Below are 18736 nucleotides of genomic sequence, written 5' to 3'. Positions count from 1 at the left end.
CCGTTGAAGGAACAACCCGCACGCCGTGCCAGTCTCTCGGCGATCTCGGCAAGCGTGATGTCCGGCGTCTCCTCAATCAGGCCAAGAATGAAGCGTTCGTGCGGGTCGAGCTTCGAGCCAGATGGCTGGCCCTGCTTGCGTGCGACCGCCTCGCCGCGACAAGCGCTGATCGCGAGAGCTGCTCTGGTCGCCGTCAACCGCGGCCAGGAAAATTTCTGAGTCGGCCTTGCAAATCCCGGCGATCGGGGACGAGGTCGTTGAGATCTGCTATGTGTTGCCCGTCCGTCTTCACCAATCGTTCAATAAGGGCCCGGGTGCCGTCCACGACGAAAACGCCACAATCAAATTTGTTCTCCTGCTGACGTATGCTCGCTTGTTGCAGGTTGGCGCCCAACCGCGTTGCGAGCATCGCAGCTTGGCGGTCGTTGCCTCCCTCGTAGGAGTCGTAGTGATAGGCAACCGGGCTTTGCCGGTTGCGGCGATCAACGAGCAGCAGCGACCAATGGGTGCCGCGGGCCATACGATCGGCACGGCTAGCATCACTCACTGGCAGAAACAGGAAGTGGCGGTGTCATTACGATTGGGATCTTGGACGATGCGCCGAAATGCGCGCTGCGCCTCGCTCACTTCGCCCAGGCGCAGATGATAATGGGCTATGAGGGGATCGACAAGCCGCGTCCGAGCAGCGAGATTTGGATCGCGCGCCTGCAACTGCTCTCCCAGGAGCTCGTAATCCCTTTGGATGTGCTGATCGCCCAGGAATTCCCTGGCGCCGAGCGTCCGCCCGCTCGGGTCGGAGGACGAGACTTTCAACGCCCCGATCTGATCAGCGGAGAATGTGCTCGGAAGCGCGGGCGCATAATGAGCATGCAGCTTCGGGGTGGATGGCACCGGATAGCCAACACTCGCGGTGCTCCAGCCGGCAGGTACCTGTGCTCCGGCCTCCAGACGCGCGGCTGACGTGACGGACCAGCTTCATTTATCTGCCCGGAGCGAGCATGATGGATGAGGCGAACGTCCCTGCGCCCTCCCGACCCAACGTGGCGGAGTAGTGCTCTCTGTTGATCGCGAACTGGGCTGGGCCGAACTGGTTCGGCAGCAGATTGATCTTACCCAGTTCCTCGATCAGGATCTTCGAGGCCGGTTGGGAGCCGTGGCGCCAGCCCTTGCCGACGATAGGTCCGATGTCCTGTAGGTCGGGGGGGCCTGCTGGCCCAACGAACGAAGGCGGTCTAGCAACGCCAGGCGCCAGCACAGATTGCGCATCGCTGCTCAACTTAGCCACTGTGAGCGCATTCGGATCAAGCACTGGGTCAAGGCGGTCGTACATGTTTGACGCCGCAGCGTCGGCTGACGATGATGACTCGGGTTGTTGTGTCTGCTCCCTAAGCCTGTCCCCATCCCAAGCTCCCGAGCTCGGCGTAGCTGGGGTTGCGGGAAGCTCCTGCGACGAGCTGGGCTGTGCGCCGCGCTGCGGCGCGGACAACGACGGGGTGGGAGCTTGCATCTGCTCGACGTTTTCGGCGGCAAATTTGAACCCTCTGCGGTCGGGAATTCGCTCAGCGGAGATCGGGTAGCGTGGCCGCTTTGGATCGATGCCGGTGATCCGGAATCGCTCGCTTCCGGTGCGGAACTCGCGTCCGAAGTCCGAAGGGGCCAATCCGAAGTGCTCTGCCAAGAACTCGAACCTGTCTTTTTCGAGATTGAATGCGGTGCCGTCGGAAGCGGGAATGCTGACGCGGAACACGGGCTCGAAGAAGAAGCCGGTATCCGTGCCGCGCCATCCGGCGCCCTCGATGACCAGGCCGTGGTCCTCAGCGATCTTCTGGCAGACTTCGAGCATGCGGGTCTGGATCTCTTCGCATGTCGCTGGCGTCAGACGGGTTATGAGCCTGCCCTTCGTCATTTGCCCTTCCTCACCTGATAGACAGTACCGCGTGAGACGCCGAGATCGCGGGCGATTTGTGTGGGCCCTGACCCTGTCTAAGCCTTTGCTGGATCGTGTCGCGGTCGATTTTCGGCGGCCGGCCCTTGTATGTGCCGCGCTTCTTGGCGGCAGCGATTCCCTCCGCCTGGCGCTCGCGCCGCAGATTGGTCTCGAACTCGGCAAAGACACCAAGCATGTCAAAGAAGGCCTTACCGGGGGCGGTCGACGTATCGACAGGTTGTTCTGTCGCGGAGAGATGCGCGCCCTTCGTCTTGAGCTTGTCCACGATCATCTGCAGGTCGCGCAGCGATCTGGCCAGGCGGTCAATCCGGGTGACGACAAGCGTCTCGCCAGCATGAATGAAGTCGAGAATGGTGTTGAGTTGCGGACGGCCTTCCAGGGTAGAGCCGCTCTTCTGCTCCTCGCGAATGACCTCGCAGCCGGCGGCCTTGAGCGCGACGATCTGCGCGGCGAGGTTCTGGTCAGTGGTGGAGGTGCGGGCGTATCCGATGCGGGTCATGCAACTGTTCATTTTGGGTGTGCCGGCGCGATGCTCTGTTCATTAACGAAGATTGAGCCCAAAATATACAGGCTTTCCGGTTGCGACGTGTTCATGGGGGGTGTTCAGGCCGGGTATACCCAAATTAGAACACGCCCATCGGTTCCGGTGGTCAGTTACGCCGTCGTCGTGGTTTCAGCTTTCTGTAACCTCCGCCAGCCACGCGACTGCACCGGGCGTGGCCTGCCAGGCCTGGCCGTTTTCGTCGACGTAGTCAGCTGCCTCATCCTCCCCCCCAAAGTGATATAGCCGTCGATGGAAGCAACCAAAGGCTGCTTGCCGGAAAGGACGCCAGGCACATGGCTGTGCGCGAGCCAGGCCTCCTCGGCAAGCTTGCCGGCGCCCGGATCGTTTTCACGAAAGGCAAGAAGTGCCCGCGTGTAGAGCCATGCAGCAGCGCCATCGTCTTCGTGCTGTTTGAGAAGCTTCCTCAGGGCCTTGATATCGTCGCGCGCCAGCAAATGCCCGGCCAGCACGTAGCGGATGCCCTGATTGTCATTCGGATTGAGCTTGAGCATTGACTGATAATGGTCGATGGCCTCCTGGTGCTGACCAAGCCGCCAGAGTACCGCGGCAAGACCTGCCCGCGCCCGCATGTAGGGGCGCGTCTCGAGAAAACCCCAGAAGCGACCGGCATATCCCTCAAACCCGTCAGGGCCCAGCGCCTATTCACCCGCCGCGACGCCCTTCTGGTAATAGTCCAGCACTTCCTCGACAGACCCCGCCTCTTCTTCGGCCAACAGCACATAGGCGTCGGCGCACAACGGCGAGACTTTAAGCGCTTTCCGGGCCAGCGTAATACGCTTGCTGCGACTGGTTGCTTCCCAAGCCTCATACATGATGTCTTGCGCAGCGTCCGTCGGGTCGCTCCCACGCCCTCCGCCGAAAAGACCTGCCATGAACCCCTCCATGCCGCGCCGGTCCGGCATCGGAGGCAGAGCATTGTCATTTTCCGGCTTCTTGGATTTCGCCACTGCCTTCTTTCGGGGCTTCTTCGATACAGGCATTTCTACCATTCCCTTCGATGCTTCACGCCGCTTGTTTCTGCTCAAAATCGATCCTGCTGTTCAGGTCGAGGTTGAAGCGGCCATAAGGATTGACGTGACCGTATCAGCGGCGTCAGGCCGCGATAATCCTCCGGCGTTAGCCGCGCCGACCATTTCGGCTCGCTCAACACCGACTGCATCATGCGCGTGTTCACATAGACAAGCGACGCCTGCAGCAGATGCAGGGCCAGCACCGAGATCTCCTGCTCATCGAGCCGGTTCGAGGCGATCTCGCCACCCTTGCCGAAGAAGACGAAGCTGTTGGCGCTGTTCCAGTTCTCGATCACATTCAGGCCTTCGTGGATTTCGCGGCGGAATTTCTCGTGGCGCAAATACCGGCAAAGGAAGATCGTCTTGATCGCCCGGCCGAGTTCGGCGAGTGCCTTATAGGTCGGGTGCATCACCTCGGCGCGGGCGAAGCGGCGCAGGATCGCTTCGGGATCGGCTAACCCGCTGTGCATTCTGCTCGATCTCCTCCCAGTTGATGACGCTGGAAAGAATGGGAAGCAGATTGGGCAAGCGCGCAGGCCTGGATGCGGCAGCGCCAGCGTCTGCCGGGCGATCGCCTTAAGGCGTGGCGCCAGTTCAAACCCGAGCAGATGGCAGAAGGCAAAGCCGATCGAGCTCTGGCCGTGGCTGTCGACATACTGCCGCTGGATCTCCATGTCGGTGCAATGCCGAAGCACGCCCTTGATCATCGAAGCAACTTCCGAGGACGAGCACCGCTTGAGTTGCGAGAAGACGCAGGTTGAACCCTTTTCGACGTGCCAGTAGATCATCACGCCGCGACCGCCATAGCGGACATGCCATTCGGTCATAAGGTTGCCGTCCCAGGCGCCGAATTTCTTGGAATCCGAGGCACAAGCCGTGCCGGCTTCGCCCCAGATGGCGGTGTTGCGGATTGCCAGCGTCGCATTGGCAACACGTCCGCAGGCCGCCTCCAGCGCATCCCGATGGATGAAGCGCCGGCCAACATGAAGCAGTTCCTCGTAGCTGACATCCGGGCATCCGGCCGCCACGCGCTTCAGGCCGGCATTCGTGCCCAGCCCGTAAAGACACAGGATCAGACGCCGGTCGAGCGCACCGCGCGAAAGCGCCACACGAGAAGCCGACGTTTCAAAGGCGTCCAGAAAGCCGGTGTCGAGCGCCGTCTCCTTCAACACATCCAGCAGTTCCGTCATCGGCCAACGCCGGCCGATCTCGGCCTTGACCGATCGTAGGCCTTGCGGTTCCGGCAGCGGCTGGAACGGCGTGATCGAGATGCGGTTCTCGCCGCGCCAGAGAATGCGTGCCTTGTCGTTGCGGGGGAGTTCGGCATTCAGCAGCCGCAATTCCCGCTCAAGCTCGGCCTGGATTTTGCGCGTGAAAGCTCGCGCATCCGACGTCAGGTTGAGCGCGTTGTAGTAGGCCGCCCGTCGGCTCTCGAAATCCTTGGGCAGATCGTCGTCCGGATTGCGATAGTGGTCCGCCCCGACCACCCAGATTTCCTTGGCCCGGATGCGGTCGCGCAACTGACTGAGCACGCACAGTTCATAGCTGATCCGGTTGATGCGTCCGTCCTTGCCGATGATCGCGCCGCGGCATTTCGGCGGAATGACGCCTTCGATCGGCACCCCGTTCCGCGGCACCACGCGGCAACCGGTTTCGAAGGCCCGCCTGATCCAGTCCAACGCCCCAAGCACGGGCCGATGCACGGCATTGTTCGAACGAAACTCCAGAACCGAAAGAAGCTTCGGCAGGATTCTTCGATAGTGACCGGCATAGGATCCACGCATAACCTGGTAGATGCGCCGTTCGAGCGTGCCCTTCGCCCGATGCTCCTTGACGATCGCCGCAAGCTTCTCCTTGCCCGCTACCGGAAAGATCACATCGCAGACCCGGCCACCCGGCGCCTCGATCGCGGCACCCGCGATATCGACCAGCAGCCGCTCCATGCCGTAAACCTTCTCGATGTCACGCGCGATGCCGCCCACCACCTTGCGCTTCGAACGCACCCCGATCTTGTGGATGGTCTCCACCAGCAGGTCGATCATGCCGTCGATGATCTGTGCTTCCCGCATCATCAGGAAAACGGTATGGAGGCCCCAGTTGCCGCCTCGGGGCGTGGCGGCGCATCTCCGACGCTTTTTCGGCGCCGACCCGCCGAACGATCTGATCGATCCAGGTCTTGCCGGCAGCGGATAGAAGATCCCGCGGTAAATCCAGCTTCTTGATGAAGGCAAGCCGATCAGCCAGGGCAAGCATGTTGTCCAGCGTGGCTGCACCCGCATCTCCTTTGATTGTATGGAACCCGGTCGGGCTATCTGGATCGGCCAGCGATGTTTGCATCAGCGCGACCGTTTCCGGGCGAAGCCGATCCGCAACACCGCCAAGAAAGGATTCCAGAAAGCGTTGCCGCTCGGAGCGCACTATCCGCTCCATCTCCTTTCGCGACGGACCGAAAATCTTGCGATCCCGGCACAACAGAAAAACAGCCTCCATCATCGCTGCGACCGATGCTCCCCCAGGGCAAAGCTCCGTCGCTATCCGGCTCGCAAGTGCGGCTCGATCCGCCCGCTTCATCCGGCGGAAACCAAGATGGCGCTAAATCTCGGCGCAATGGCGCCGCCCTGAACGCCCCGAAAAATCATACCGGCAGAGATCTGCCTTGCTGACGCCAAGCTGCTCGGCCAGATACGAAACCGCGTCATCGGGGGCCTCAGCCGCCGCGGTGGTGAAATATCCGTTCGCGGCGAAGAACTTCAGTTGAACCGCCAGTCCAAGCCTCGACCCGGCCGCCTTGACCTTCAAAAAGTCGATGTCGGCAAAAGAGAGGCTCCACGCCCCGGTCAACACCTCGAGCGAAACGCGCAAACCCATACATCCACTCCCTCTTCCAAGAGTGAATTCTCAAGCGCCGACGCCATACCGGTCAATCTGTTCCGGCAACGTTCCACAACTTGGCCAAAATCGCAGCTTGGGGCCGATTAGGCCATGATCGGAGTGTCGATAGCGCAGCCAGGTGGCTGCGGAATCATCCCTCCGTCGAGGTCGTCAGCCGAGACCGCTGCCGCCTGTATGCGCAGGCCGTCCGTGAAGGCGCACCGCAGGCTCACCAGGTGGCCGACTGGTTTCATCTGGTCCAGAATCTTCGTACGGCAATCGAGGAACAGATGAGCCTTAGTGGACGTGCTTCAGGAAGACCCATCCTGTCCGAGGACGCTATTGTCGACGCTGCGACACATCGCCGGCGTGCCCGTCTCGCGCATAGTCCTTACGCCAGGAGGGTCTATCCTACCAGATAGGCGGCGAGCAGCATTGAACCCCACATCACCATGGTGCTTTGAAACGTTCCTTGCCCAATGCTGGAAGTAAGGGAACCGCTGCGGACGGCATCTTTTTCATGATGTCAAGCAGCGCGGCTACACCGGCAGCTTCTCCAATCTGGAGCGACTGCTGGGAGCTTGGCGGCGGGCCGAAAGAGTGCGCGCCGATGATGTTCCTTCGATGGCGATCAGCTCGGGACCCGTTCGAGATCCGGATACCGGCCACGCGATTTCGCCAGTTGTTGCCGCGGCGCTGTACATAAAGCCAAGAGGCCTGCTGACGCCTCGACAAGCAAGGAAAGTCGATGCCCTGAAGCAGGGATCTGACGCATTCGCCGAGATGCGACGCCTTGGCAATGCGCTTCAACGGTATCCTTCGGAGCAGGAGGTCGGAAACACTGGCCCCCTAGATCGACGATGCAATCGACTCCGACATCATTCCGACAACAACGCCATCGAGCTGCCCTGGAGCAACGGACAGGCCGAAGGTCAGATCAACCGCCTCAAGACCCTCAAGCGCGCAATGTACGGCAGCCCGCGCGACTGGATGAACCTGCCCGGTTCCCGAGTACATCCGCCACCGTGACGACCGGAAGAAAATTCGAGCTGATCGTAGGCCGCTCGCTGCCTGAAGACGGCGCTCCGCGCTACATCGGTTTCGTCCACGGCTATGATCGCGAGCTGCAACGGCGCATTCTCGACCATCTCAAGAAGCAGGGCGTCCGGGCCAATCAGGATATTACCTTAATCACCGACGGGGGGAAGAAGTCCGCTCGCTCGCGGAAATGATCGCACCGGCGCGAGCATGTCCTCGACTGGTTCCATATCACCATGCGCATCACGGTTTTTCGCCAGTTCGTGCAAGGGCTCGACAACCACGACGAGCAGACCGGACAGGACCTGCTTGCAACCTTGCGCAGGATCAAATGGCATCTGTGACGAAATCGCCGAGCTGCAGCTCGACGCGGAAAGTCTCGACACAGGCTAGCCGAACATGCGCAAGTTCCTGACCCCCAATCGGCGAGTTCCAGGCCTACATCGCCTTCCAACAGTGCCAGCCTGATCAATTACGGCGAGAGCTACCGGGCCGGAGATCGCATCAGCCTCTCCGTCGGCAAAGAGCTGTTCTGGTTCATCCCAGCCATCGAGCTCAACGTCCCGCGTCGGAGCGCTCTCTGCTTCTGGAGGAAGCCATTAGGTCCGCTCGGGCTTGATCGGAGGCTTGGCCGATGGACGTTGTGTTTGCTTCGCTCGGCTGCCGCCCGATGGCGAGGCTTTGCGAATTGTCAGTCCTCTGCCTTTTCGCCGGTCTCAACGGCGCTGTGTAACGTTCAGTGTTGATGACGACGCCCCCGCTGTTCACGCGGTTGCTCCTGTCCAGTGTACTCGTCAGCTTGTCCTCGGCCTCGCGCGTCTTGCCCAAGTGCCGTTCCAACGGCGCTGGCGCGACCTGTCTGGCTTGCTGCTCTTGCAAGGCGGCGTGTTGCACCTGCGACCCGGGTGCTGCCAAAGCTTCGGCAGGGCTTGCGGCAAGCTCGTGCGGCAAGCGCCCCTCTCTCAGTCGGTTTTGCAGCGCCTGCCGATCGGCGACGAGGTAGTTGAGGTGCAGCGGCAGCTGCTGGTCTGGCCGCTCTTCGTTCGCCAATCGACGAACCAGCTCGCGCGTGCCGTCCACCACGAAGACGCCGCAGTCAACAGCGTTTTTCTGCTGCGCCATGTCGGGTGTTACCAGGGTCGCGTCCAGTCTTGTAGCGAGCTTTCGTGCAGGCGCGTCGTTGTATCGCTGTTCATTTTGCTGGATGGAGTCGTAGTGATAGGCGACCGCTCTTTCCGGATCGCGGCGATCTACGAGGAGCAGCGACCAATGGGTGCCGCGGTCAATACCCACCCCATCGTTCACTGGCACGAACAGGAAGTCGGATGGGCCGGCGTTTCGATTATAAATCGACTGCAATGTGCCTCGCGCGTCTTGCTGCTCCATGTGGCGCAGCAGATGGGAGACCGACGGATCGACCAGCCGCGTCCGGGCGGCGAGCGCTGGATCGGCCTGCTGCAGCTGCTGCTCGAGGAATTCGTAATCCCTCTGGATATGTTCGTCGCCCAGCAGTTGGGTGGCCCCGAGCACCGCCCCCCGGGGGAGATTGGACGAGCCTGACGGAAGGGCTTCGATGTGTGCATCGGAGGAGGTGGTCAGATCGACCAACGGAACCCCGAGATGGGTGTCTGAGAGCCTGGCGGTCGCTGGCAAGGCGGGTCCCGGAGCCCTTGCCGGTACTGCTGCCGCTCCAGCTTCCCTTATCGCTCCGCGATGGAGGAGCCAAACGTCGTTGCCCTCCTCTGGCCTCCGGGCGGTGTAGCCGTGGCCTTTAATCTCGTAGTTCCATTCCGGCTTGTCCGCGTCCGGCAAGAGGCCATAATGGTACAAGGAAGAGAGCATCGCCTCTGGGACGCGTTGAGTCACATGGGAGAAGCCTTTGGGCACGGCGAACGAAACATTTATGGAGTCCTCGATCGCAGCCGGGGGCGCCTCGGACCTTGCTGAGGGCGCGGCCCCCGCATGCAGCCTTCCGATGTGTTCGGACCCTGTCCCTTGAACCGGTACCCCTTGCAATGGCAATTCACCCAATTGCCACATGGGGGGCTGCATCGGCATGCGGCCGCCTGAATTGCCGATTTCGCTCGGCTGCTGCTGAATGGCGGCGGCTTGCGGCGTATTCAGGGCCCTCTGCCTCTCCGCCGGCCGCAACGGCGCCGTCGAATGTTCATTGTTGATGATGAACCGCTCGGGTGGCAGGAGGTTGCCCTGGTCAAGCGCATCCGGCCAGGGCCGGATCTGCTGTTGGCTGGCAGCCAAGACTGGCGGGGCGGCGGCCTCAACTCCGGCGTGCCCAGAGCCGGCCGCTGCCAAAGCGTCCGCCACGATCCTGTCTGACGCAGGCTTCGCATCGCGAACCCGTTCAAGCGCCCAGCGGAGATAATCGTTGCCTGGAAATAACACCTCGGCGAATTCGATCCGCGAATCATGATCCAGCCCAGAGATCGTCCGGCCCCGCCTGTCAAGCGCCTCAGAAAATCTGCGAAGACTATGACCATAGACAACACGGGTGCTTGGGGCCAAGCTGCTGTCACTGGTCACTTGTTCCAAGACATGCGCATCTGCCTTTGAAGGCACCGTCACTGGCCACCGGCCAGTCGCTGAATAGCCCGGCTCATGATACGCACGCAGGACGTTCAACGCCGGCCTTATATCCCTTATGTCAGTGTCTTTCGGAAAGAAGGTATTGAGGTGATCGACCAGGGATTGGTGATTTTTTAGATCAGTCGCTTGGCCACGAGCACCGAGATCATTCGCCAATCGGCGAAGCGCATTCGAGTATATTCGGAGCGTCGGCGCGCTATGGTGTTGCTGAGCCTCAGCATGGGCGATCGCCTTATCAATCACGTCCCGGTGTTCGTCGGACAAGTGGGGATAGCGGTTAGCCGGGGCACCAACAGTCGCTGAATAGCCCGGCTCATGATAGGCACGCAGGACGTTCAACGCCCTCTTCATATCATCGTTTTTCGGAAAGAAAGCATCGAGGTGATCGACCAGGGATTGGTGATTTTTTAGATCAGTCGCTTGGCCACGAGCGCCGAGATCATTTGCCAATCGGCGAAGTGCATACCTGTATTTTAGGACCGTGCTCTCGCTATATTTTTGCTGAGCCGCAGCGTGGGCGATCGCCTTATCGATAAGGTCGCGGTGTTCGTCGGACAAATGGCGATAGCCGGTGGCACGGGCGCCACTCGCGACAGGTTCGGCTCGGCGCGGCTCGGCCACGTGCTGCTCAAAACCCGCTTGCCGCGCTTGGCCAGCATCCGGCAAGGGGCCAGGGCGGTCCAAGAAAGAGAGCATCGCGTCTGGGACGCGTTGAGTCCCATGGGAGAAGCCTTTGGGGACGGCGAATGAGACGTTTATGGAGTTCTCGATGGCAGCGGGGGGTGCCTCAGCCCTTGCGGAGGGCGCGGCCTCCGCATGCAGCCTTCCGATGTGTTCGGACCCTGTCCGTTGAACCGGTACCCCTTCCAATGGCAATTCACCCAACTGCTGCGTGGGGGGCTGCATCGGCACGCGGCCGCCTGAATTGCCGATTTCGCTCAGCGGCTGCTGAATGGCGGCGGCTTGCGGCGTATTCAGGGCCCTCTGCCTCTCCGCTGGCCGCAACAGCGCTGTGTCATGTTCATTGTTGATGATCACCCGCTCGGGTGGCAGGTGGTTGCCTTGGTCAAACGCATCCGGCCAGGGCCGGATCTGCTGTTGGCTGGCAGCCAAGACTGGCGGGGCGGCGGCCTCAACTCCGGCGTGCCCAGAGCTTGCGAAAGCGTCCGACACGCTTCTGTTAGGATCCTCCGGTCCAGCGGGCATCCCTGGGTTGCCGAACAAAGACGAGGCGGCTTGATCACCCTGCCGCTGCTGAAGCACTTCGCGGAACCCCTGTTCCAGTCGCAGAAGCTCCTCTGGATTGGTTGGCGGCTTGTCAGCTCGATTATCGAACAGCGGCCGCAAGGCCTCGGGAACCTCCGCATTGTGAACCCGCTGCAGCGCGAAGCGGAGTTTCTTGTTGCCTGGAAACAACGCCTCGGCGAGTTCGGTCCGCGAATTGTGATCCAGCCCAGAGATCGTCTGGCCCCGACTCTCGAGCTCCTCAGAAAATCTGCGAAGAAGACGACCATAGACGACACGGGTGCTTAAGGCCAACCCGCTGTCACTGCTTAATTTTTCCAGGATACGCGCATCTGCCTTTGACGGCACCGCCGCTGGCCACCAGCCAGTCGCTGCATTGCCCGGATCATGATACGCACGTAGGACGTTCAACGCCGTTTTAATGTTCTGGTCATTCGGAAAGAAAGTATCGAGGTGATCGACCAGGGATTGGTGATTTTTTAGATCAGTCGCTTGGCCACGAGCGCCGAGATCATTCGCCAATCGGCGAAGCGCATTCGAGTATATTCGCAGCGTGTCCGCGCTCTGGTTTTGCTGAGCCGCAGCGCGGTCGATCGCCTTGTCAATAACGTCCCGGTGTTCGGCGGACAGATGGGGATAGCTGGCAGCAGGGCCGCCAGCAGTCGCTGAATAGCCCGGCTCATGATACGCACGCAGGGCCTTCAAAGCGCTCTTCATATCAACGTCTTTCGGAAAGAAAGCACCGACGTGATCGACCAGGGATTTGTGATTTCTTAGATCGATTGCTTGGCCACGAGCGCTGAGATCATTCGCCAACCGGCTAAGTGCAAACGTGTATTTTCGGGCCGTGGTCTCGCTATATTTTTCCTGGGAGTGGGCGATCGCTCTATCAATAAGGTCCCGGTGTTCGTCGGACAGATGGTGATAGCGGGAAGCACGGGCGCCACTCGCAACCGGGTCGGCTCGGCGCGGCTCGGCCACGTGCTGCTCAAAGCCCGCTTGCCGCGCTTGGCCAGCATCCGGCAAGGGGCCAGGGCGGTCCAAGAAAGGGAGCATCGCGTCTGGGACGCGTTGAGTCCCATGGGAAAAGTCTTTGGGGACGGCGAACGAAACGTTTATGGAGTCCTCGATCGCAGCCGGGGGCGCCTCGGACCTTGCTGAGGGCGCGGCCCCCGCATGCAGCCTTCCGATGTGTTCGGACCCTGTCCCTTGAACCGGTACCCCTTGCAATGGCAATTCACCCAACTGCTGCGTGGGGGGCTGTATCGGCACGCGGCCGCCTGAATTGCCGATTTCGCTCAGCTGCTGCTGAATGGCGACGGCTTGCGGCCTATCCACGGCCCTCTGCCTCTTCGCTGGCCGCAACGGCGCCGTCGAATGTTCATTGTTGATGATGCCCCCCTGGGGTGGCAGGTGGTTGCCCTGGTCAAGCGCATCCGGCGAGGGCCGGATCTGCTGTTGGCTGGCAGCCAAGACTGGCGGGGCGGCGGCCTCAACTCCGGCGTGCCCAGAGCCGGCCGCTGCGAAAGCGTCCGTCACGATGCTGTTGTGGTCACCCGGTCCAGCGGGCATCCCTGGGTCGCTGAAAAAAGACGAGACGGCTTGATCATCCTGCCGTCGCTGAAGCACTTCGCGGAACCCCTGTTCCAGTCGCAGAAGCTCCTCTGGATTGGCTGGCGGCTCGTCAGCTCGATCATCGAACAGCGGCCGGAGCGCCTCGGCCACTTGATCATCCTGCCGTCGCTGAAGCACTTCGCGGAACCCCTGTTCCAGTCGCAGAAGCTCCTCTGGATTGGTTGGCGACTCGTCAGCTTGATCGAACAGCCTCCGGGCCTCGGCAAGGTGCTGCTCAAAGCCCACTTGCCGGGCCTGGACCGCTTGCCCCTCTTCCAAGCCGGCGTCCTGCACCTGCGGCAAAGCTGTTACACGGGATGTAATTTTTCGCTGGTCCACACTAGCCTCGCATCAAACTGTATCGTCAAAGTCCTGCGCCAATCCGCGCAGCGGCTCATCGAGTCGAGATTCTGCGGAGAATCCCTCCTCTGCTTCCGTCAAGGGTGCCGGCTCCGGGAGGGCGCCTGTCTGCCTTGCGACTCTTCCGTGTCATATGTGGCATGTCGAGTCGATCCGGAGGATTTGGAGATGCAAATTCCCATAGCCGTTCACCTGTAGTGGAGTTTCTGATCGCCAAGGGACGGGATACGCGAGACGGGCGCTTAACCTTCAGTGTCATCTGGATGACCCATGCTAGGCGGGTTGGCTTACGACAAGCTGACGGGCACCGTAACGTTAACCGGGCATCGATCAAAATGTGGGATCTGGCGGCATGACCAGATTTTCCCGTGATTATCGTCGCCACCGATTTCCGGCGCAGGTGATTGCCCGTGCCGTTTGGCTCTATTTCCGGTTTCCGCTCAGCCTGCGGATGGTCGAGGATATGCCGGCAGCTCGTGGCGTCATCGTCTCTCGCCAGACCGTGCGACTTTGGGCTGAAAAATTTGGCAGACACTTTGCCAAATGATATCCGGAAGTGATCGGCCGGCAAGCTCGGCGACACATGGCATCTCGATGAAGTTGCCATCACCATCGGTGGAAAGAAACACTGGCTTTGGCGCGCCGTTGATCAGGACGGGTTTGTTCTCGACGTGTCGGTGCAAAGCCGTCGCAATGTCAAGGCGGCAAGCCTGGTGCAACACCAGGTTCTCGATACCGTCCGAGAACAACGCGACCTCGTCAATGCGCCGCGGCAGTTGTCTCCAGATCGCGTCATCAACCTTCGCCATTGCCCCCAAACGGCATCGGCTGAGGTTGGAACATCGGCATAAAAGGCGTGAACGATCGCCGGATCAGCCGGCTCCCCATCGCACCCGATGAAAACGACCACGCCGTACGCTGAGGCTCATCACGGGTCGACCAAAAGGCGGTAGATTCTTTGTATCGAGCGGACAGCGTCTGCGGCGCCGTCGTGCAATCGGCCCAAAGGCGAGAATGCGGATGGCGGGTGTGTGCGTCCGTCACGCAGGCCTGGCTTCGAAAGAGGGCACCGTGGTCGACAAAATTCGAGCGCAAGTCCGGCCTAGCCGGCACTCGCCGTTGCGGCCAGCCAGAACCTCAACTCAGGCGACTTTTCTTCAGAATCCTTGATGTAGCGCTCCTGCCAGTCGTCTTTCTCGCTGAGGGGCTTGCCGAACGTGTCCGGGTATTTCTTCAGCCAATAGCGGTAGGCATAGTGGTCGTAGAGGTCGAGCACATGGCAGGCATAGGCCTCGGCCAAGGGACGATGACCATGCACGATCACCATGTTCTCGTCGTTGTTATGGGAGGCGCGATAGCCCAGATTGTGCGAACCGGTGATAACCACGCACTCGTCGCTAAATGGGTCAATGACCACGACTTTGTTGTGAATGATGGCGAACCCAACCTTATAGATTTCCTTCTCCCACCGGCCGAAGGCATCATCGATCGCATCAGCAGGGATCGCGCGGTAATCAGGCGCAGCTCCCACCTTGCCCTTGGCTTTCTTTACGCCGCCGTCCTCGCCAATCACCCCGACGTTGAAACCGGCTTTTCCAGGCTGTTCGTCACCTGAGCCTGCATGCAAGGCCTCAGCGAAGTTTGCGGCCCGCACCGTGCTTGTCAGGGCGCCTCGCACGAACAGGTTTGGGTTGTTCCGAAGCGCGTTGCCGGCAGCATCGAGGATGGAGTTGTTCCCCGGATCGAACGCCAAGAAGAGCACGGCATGTTTCGCCGCGCCGACCAGCTCGTAGAGCCGAGCCATGTCATTGGGAATTTCTTTAGGAGGAGTTTGCAGCAAATCCTCGGTGTTGGGAGAAAACAGCACCTCTATGTGAGCGCTGCCGTCTTCAAGAGTCATGGGGTTGGCGATCGCCTTGGCATTGGCCTCGCGGTTGGCTTGCCGAAACGCCGGATCCTGCAGCTTCTTTGGGGCATCAGCACCCAGTTCACTGAAATGCTTAACCGAGGTCCAATACTCTTTGTAGCGGGCAGCGACCAGTGGCGATTTGATGATCAATGTATTGTTGGTCTGCGTGGCAAGCCCGGTGCTCGTCCAATTGGTGGAGCCAGTCAGCACCTTCGTTGGTTTGCCGTTTTCCTCCAACACCATGAACTTGTTGTGAGGAATGCTGCCATCGGGCAAAATGCGGTCCGTCACATTCACGCCGGCGGCATGGAGGTTGTGACGATTGTCGGAATCCGCATCGTCGACCTCTACGCCATTCTTTTTGCCACGCTCGTTTCCAAGCACGACATTTCGAATCTTAGGATCGCCATGGTCATGGGCCTGGAGGCGAACTTCGAGGCCCCGCGGATCGTTGAGTTCATAAAGTGCGCTGAAGATTTCGGCGCCAGCCGTCCGGTCAGCCTGGTCTAGCAGAGACGTGACTCCCTTGAACAACTCTCCCTCGAGCGCGATTCTGACCGAGTCGTGGGGATCGGCGACGCGCTTGAGCAAAAGGTTTCCGTTCGCTTTGTCACCAAGGGCCCGTGTCACGGCCTGCGTCGCCACAATCCCGCGGTTGAAATAGGCTTCGAAAATGCCCCTATCCGCGGTGACGGCCACCGAATTGGACAAAAGCGGTTCGGCGTCTTTTAGCGGCTGCAATTGGCCAGGTGTTCCACCCATCGGCACTATTCGATAGCGCACCTGAGAACCTCGCCGGACATAGAGGTCTTTCCACCAGAATTTCTGGATCGGGGCGTCTTCGGTTGTCGCGTCCTTCTGATCCTCGAACCCGGCGAAGCGTGCCATCGCCGGTAGCGCTTGTTCCGTACCAGCAGTCAGGTCCTGCCGGAATATCGCAAACCCTAGGCAGCCGTCGAGATGGCGATCATAGGTCCACGCGACGAGGGCAATGTCGTTATTGGAGAATGCCAGAGCTTTCATGGAACGTTCCTCATTGAACCGGACAGGCAGGGAGGCACGAAATCACGAGCGCGCGTAGGCGCCAGAACGGCTTTAAGGCAGGGAGCATGCGGGAGCTGTGGCCAACCAGCGGTTCAGAACCGCAGCAAGCCTTAAACCCGCGCGGCCGAGCTGCTCATCCACGACGGGCAAAGCTTTTGCGTAATAGTCGTTGTCGAGATTTGCGCCGTTAGTGATGCCGGCGGCCATCTCTTGCGCCAAGGTGTGGGCTTCTAGCGCCCAGGCTACCGGGTCGAGCGTCTCAGAGGCCTCGGGATGCTTGAGCAGCCAGTCAGTTTCTAGGCGATCCACATAGGATCCCCAGGCATAGGTGGTTTGTTTGATGATTGTGCTGTCCCACACCGCATGAAGGTTGTCGGCAGGGGTCTTAGGCGGACTTTTGATCAACCCACCGAACTTCACGGTGACTGCGAGCGCGTTCTCGCCGGTGTTGTCAGCCACGGTGTGGAACGGTTGGTGGAGATCTCCCACGATGTGAATGAGGTAGCGCAGGCTATCCCTGCGCTGCAAAGGGTCTGTTGCGCAGGTAATTTCATGCTCGGCGCGATCGATCTCAGCGATGGCGCAATCACCTTGCACATTCGCGGCGCATTGGGACACAGGGTCGTATTTGCTGTCGGCCAGAGGAATGTCGACGAAGTGCCAATTGTAGCTTTCCGGATGGATTGCATAACGGACGTCATCCGCCCAGCTCGCGACAGATGCCATCGCCACTTCTCCGCCCAGGATGCGCTTGACTTCCATCAGCGCTGTGGAGGAAAGACGCCGTTGGGCGATTTCTGCCACGATCGAATGCCCTTCCGGACCCCATGCAAATGCTTGGCTGCAAGCCGCGCCGGTGAGCAAGATCCCCAGCACCAAAGATTTCATGGGTGTCCTCCGTTTGATGTGCCTAACCATCCAAGGTGTATTCGGTCTCGACGGTTATCGAGCCGACGTAGTTGGGATAGGTCGTCATTCCCTCGTCATCGAGGACGTCCTCACGACTATAGTTTTTGTTTGAGACGTAGAAATGAACCTTGTCGCCAATACAGTCCATGGTGATGTCACCGGCATCGTTCTGTGTCACGATTTTATAGCCGGTATAGTAGTTTAGATGGCGGGAGGGCGCTTCGCCGATGACGATGATCTGCGGGTCCAGCCTCTCCAACCAGGAATTCGGGATCTTGCCGCTGTCGCGCCCGTGGTGGGGCGCAAACACGACCGTCGTCTTCGTGAGCTCAATATCGTCGAAGATCTCCTGCATGAACTTGGTGTGGAGATCTCCGATCCACATGAATGTGGCGCCATCTTCGATTGAATAACGGGCGACCAGCGACATATTGTTGAAGGCCAGCCCGTCCGCCGCGTCCTTCAGGGCAGCCTTGTAAGCTTCATTAGAAACATTCGGCCACAGGATACTGATCCCAGCCGCGCCGCGCTCATCACTGCTCTGGTTCATCCATTTGCGCTTGCACCCTTTATAGACATGGTAGGCCGAGCTTGAGTCTCTCAGCTTGCAGTAGTGCTCAAAAGACGTGGTAGGACTGTCCTTGGTAGCGCTGTTGGCCACGCAATAGAAGTTGACGATACCGAGCTTCTCATCCAGGTACTCCAGGCCGAGGATGTGGTCCTGATCGGGGTGGGTCGAAATGAATCGCGTGATGCCTTTTTCGGCAGACGCTTCCTTGAGTTCTTCGACGATCGCCTCCTTCTGGTCGTCATTCAGGCAGCAATCGATAATCGTGAAATTATCGCTGTTGTGGCGGATGTAGAATGTGTCTCCGTTGCCGACAGACAACGATTTGACCAACGGCATGGCTCAAGCTGCACACCGGCCTGGTTGATTCCGCGATTGCAAATGTTGTTCTTGTGTTCGCCAGGCAGCCGGTGGCCCGAGGTGATGGCTTTGAAGCCAGCTGCCTCCAGTGCCGCCGCGATCGCGTCGCGCAACTCCTTGCCTAGGCCTCCGAGCCAGATCGTTTCCGGGTCGTCGCCGTCGGCACGGCCATGCATGCCGATTACAATCCGGGCCCTGCTGACCAGGTCGACGCATCGATTTTCGTCGAAATACTCGGACGGTATATGCAGTTCGGAATGCGGTCGTTTCGGCTTGAGCCCCTCAAACAGGTAGAGCGAGAAATCATCTCCCGCGACGGCGGTGGCCAATTCAGACGTGCCATGCTCAATCCAGCCGCCATGCGGCGCGACAATTGCCACGGCCGAAGCTCGATCCAGAACCAGGAAATCGTAGTCAACGCCCTGCGTCTTCTCGGCTGCCAAGTCAGCGAAAGCCATGTACTCGCCTTTTCTGGTCTTCCGCAGAATGCTTGGAGATTGATTCATCGCTAGCTCCCTGTCCGGTTCCTAGATCCTCCCGATCGCAACGAACACGGCCAATGGCCGATGCGGCACCGGCAAGCGACCTCTCCGGGGGATAACTGGTAAGTTCACTCTTTGTTCTATCCGGTCGCCTTCCAATCCTGTATACTTCGAGGCGTTCTTTTGCACCACGTTCCCTCGCGAGGATC

General features: G+C 60.0%; 13 protein-coding genes and 4 pseudogenes. 3 read left to right on the top strand and 14 right to left on the bottom strand.

Going from position 1 to position 18736, the window contains the following annotated elements; all coding sequences use genetic code 11:
* Positions 1–193 precede the first annotated feature (193 nt).
* From MAFF_RS40880 to MAFF_RS40390, 9 genes and pseudogenes are all read right to left on the bottom strand, one after another.
* Complete coding sequence (locus MAFF_RS40880; protein ID WP_052292101.1) at positions 194–520, bottom strand: Ulp1 family isopeptidase; 327 nt, start codon at positions 518–520, stop codon at positions 194–196.
* Between the two features lie 23 nt (positions 521–543).
* Positions 544–891, bottom strand: coding sequence for a hypothetical protein (locus MAFF_RS40875; RefSeq protein ID WP_010913959.1), 348 nt, complete (start codon positions 889–891; stop codon positions 544–546).
* A gap of 88 nt (positions 892–979) precedes the next feature.
* On the bottom strand, positions 980–1906 hold the full coding sequence (locus MAFF_RS40870) for a hypothetical protein (RefSeq protein WP_010913958.1): 927 nt from the start codon (positions 1904–1906) through the stop codon (positions 980–982).
* A pseudogene (locus MAFF_RS25790) lies at positions 1903–2447 on the bottom strand (recombinase family protein). The gene MAFF_RS40870 and the pseudogene MAFF_RS25790 overlap by 4 nt, the downstream one beginning before the upstream one ends.
* 155 nt (positions 2448–2602) lie before the next feature.
* A complete protein-coding gene (locus MAFF_RS36900) occupies positions 2603–3082 on the bottom strand; it encodes a tetratricopeptide repeat protein (protein WP_010913956.1) in 480 nt (159 codons plus the stop codon).
* A 69-nt stretch (positions 3083–3151) separates the two neighbouring features.
* Complete coding sequence (locus MAFF_RS36895; RefSeq protein WP_157866080.1) at positions 3152–3538, bottom strand: hypothetical protein; 387 nt, start codon at positions 3536–3538, stop codon at positions 3152–3154.
* Entirely contained in the window at positions 3535–5595 is a 2061-nt protein-coding gene (locus MAFF_RS25780; RefSeq protein WP_197535289.1) for a Tn3 family transposase, read from the bottom strand. The genes MAFF_RS36895 and MAFF_RS25780 overlap by 4 nt, the downstream gene beginning before the upstream one ends.
* Complete coding sequence (locus MAFF_RS40395) at positions 5486–6016, bottom strand: hypothetical protein (RefSeq protein WP_197535288.1); 531 nt, start codon at positions 6014–6016, stop codon at positions 5486–5488. The genes MAFF_RS25780 and MAFF_RS40395 overlap by 110 nt, the downstream gene beginning before the upstream one ends.
* A gap of 99 nt (positions 6017–6115) precedes the next feature.
* The gene (locus MAFF_RS40390) at positions 6116–6385 is read right to left on the bottom strand and encodes a DUF4158 domain-containing protein (protein WP_197535287.1); all 270 of its coding nucleotides are present in this window, start codon (positions 6383–6385) and stop codon (positions 6116–6118) included.
* 122 nt (positions 6386–6507) lie between these two features.
* On the opposite strand from MAFF_RS40390, the pseudogene MAFF_RS38270 reads away from it, so the two are divergent.
* Positions 6508–7369 (top strand): annotated as a pseudogene (locus tag MAFF_RS38270) (transposase); the annotation flags it as partial.
* Positions 7370–7375: 6 nt separating this feature from the next.
* Positions 7376–7941 (top strand): annotated as a pseudogene (locus tag MAFF_RS39330) (ISKra4 family transposase); the annotation flags it as partial.
* Positions 7942–7987: 46 nt separating this feature from the next.
* Here MAFF_RS39330 and MAFF_RS25770 read toward each other — a convergent pair.
* Positions 7988–13198, bottom strand: coding sequence for a Ulp1 family isopeptidase (locus MAFF_RS25770; RefSeq protein ID WP_157866200.1), 5211 nt, complete (start codon positions 13196–13198; stop codon positions 7988–7990).
* 409 nt (positions 13199–13607) lie between these two features.
* Between MAFF_RS25770 and MAFF_RS38265 the strand changes: the two are divergent.
* A pseudogene (locus MAFF_RS38265) lies at positions 13608–13962 on the top strand (IS6 family transposase); the annotation flags it as partial.
* A 395-nt stretch (positions 13963–14357) separates the two neighbouring features.
* Here MAFF_RS38265 and MAFF_RS25760 read toward each other — a convergent pair.
* From MAFF_RS25760 to MAFF_RS38260, 4 genes are all read right to left on the bottom strand, one after another.
* Positions 14358–16187 (bottom strand): phospholipase D-like domain-containing protein, encoded by a 1830-nt coding sequence (locus MAFF_RS25760; protein WP_010913946.1) that lies wholly within the window; start codon positions 16185–16187, stop codon positions 14358–14360.
* Between the two features lie 72 nt (positions 16188–16259).
* Positions 16260–17096 (bottom strand): S1/P1 nuclease, encoded by an 837-nt coding sequence (locus MAFF_RS25755; protein ID WP_010913945.1) that lies wholly within the window; start codon positions 17094–17096, stop codon positions 16260–16262.
* Positions 17097–17118: 22 nt separating this feature from the next.
* A complete protein-coding gene (locus MAFF_RS25750) occupies positions 17119–18024 on the bottom strand; it encodes an MBL fold metallo-hydrolase (RefSeq protein WP_044549202.1) in 906 nt (301 codons plus the stop codon).
* Positions 17931–18551, bottom strand: a complete 621-nt coding sequence (locus MAFF_RS38260; protein ID WP_010913943.1) for a poly-gamma-glutamate hydrolase family protein — start codon at positions 18549–18551, stop codon at positions 17931–17933. The genes MAFF_RS25750 and MAFF_RS38260 overlap by 94 nt, the downstream gene beginning before the upstream one ends.
* Positions 18552–18736: the final 185 nt, after the last annotated feature.

The sequence above is a fragment of the Mesorhizobium japonicum MAFF 303099 genome (assembly GCF_000009625.1).
Taxonomy (GTDB): Bacteria; Pseudomonadota; Alphaproteobacteria; order Rhizobiales; family Rhizobiaceae; genus Mesorhizobium; species Mesorhizobium japonicum.
This window is presented reverse-complemented; position numbering and strand designations above follow the sequence as displayed.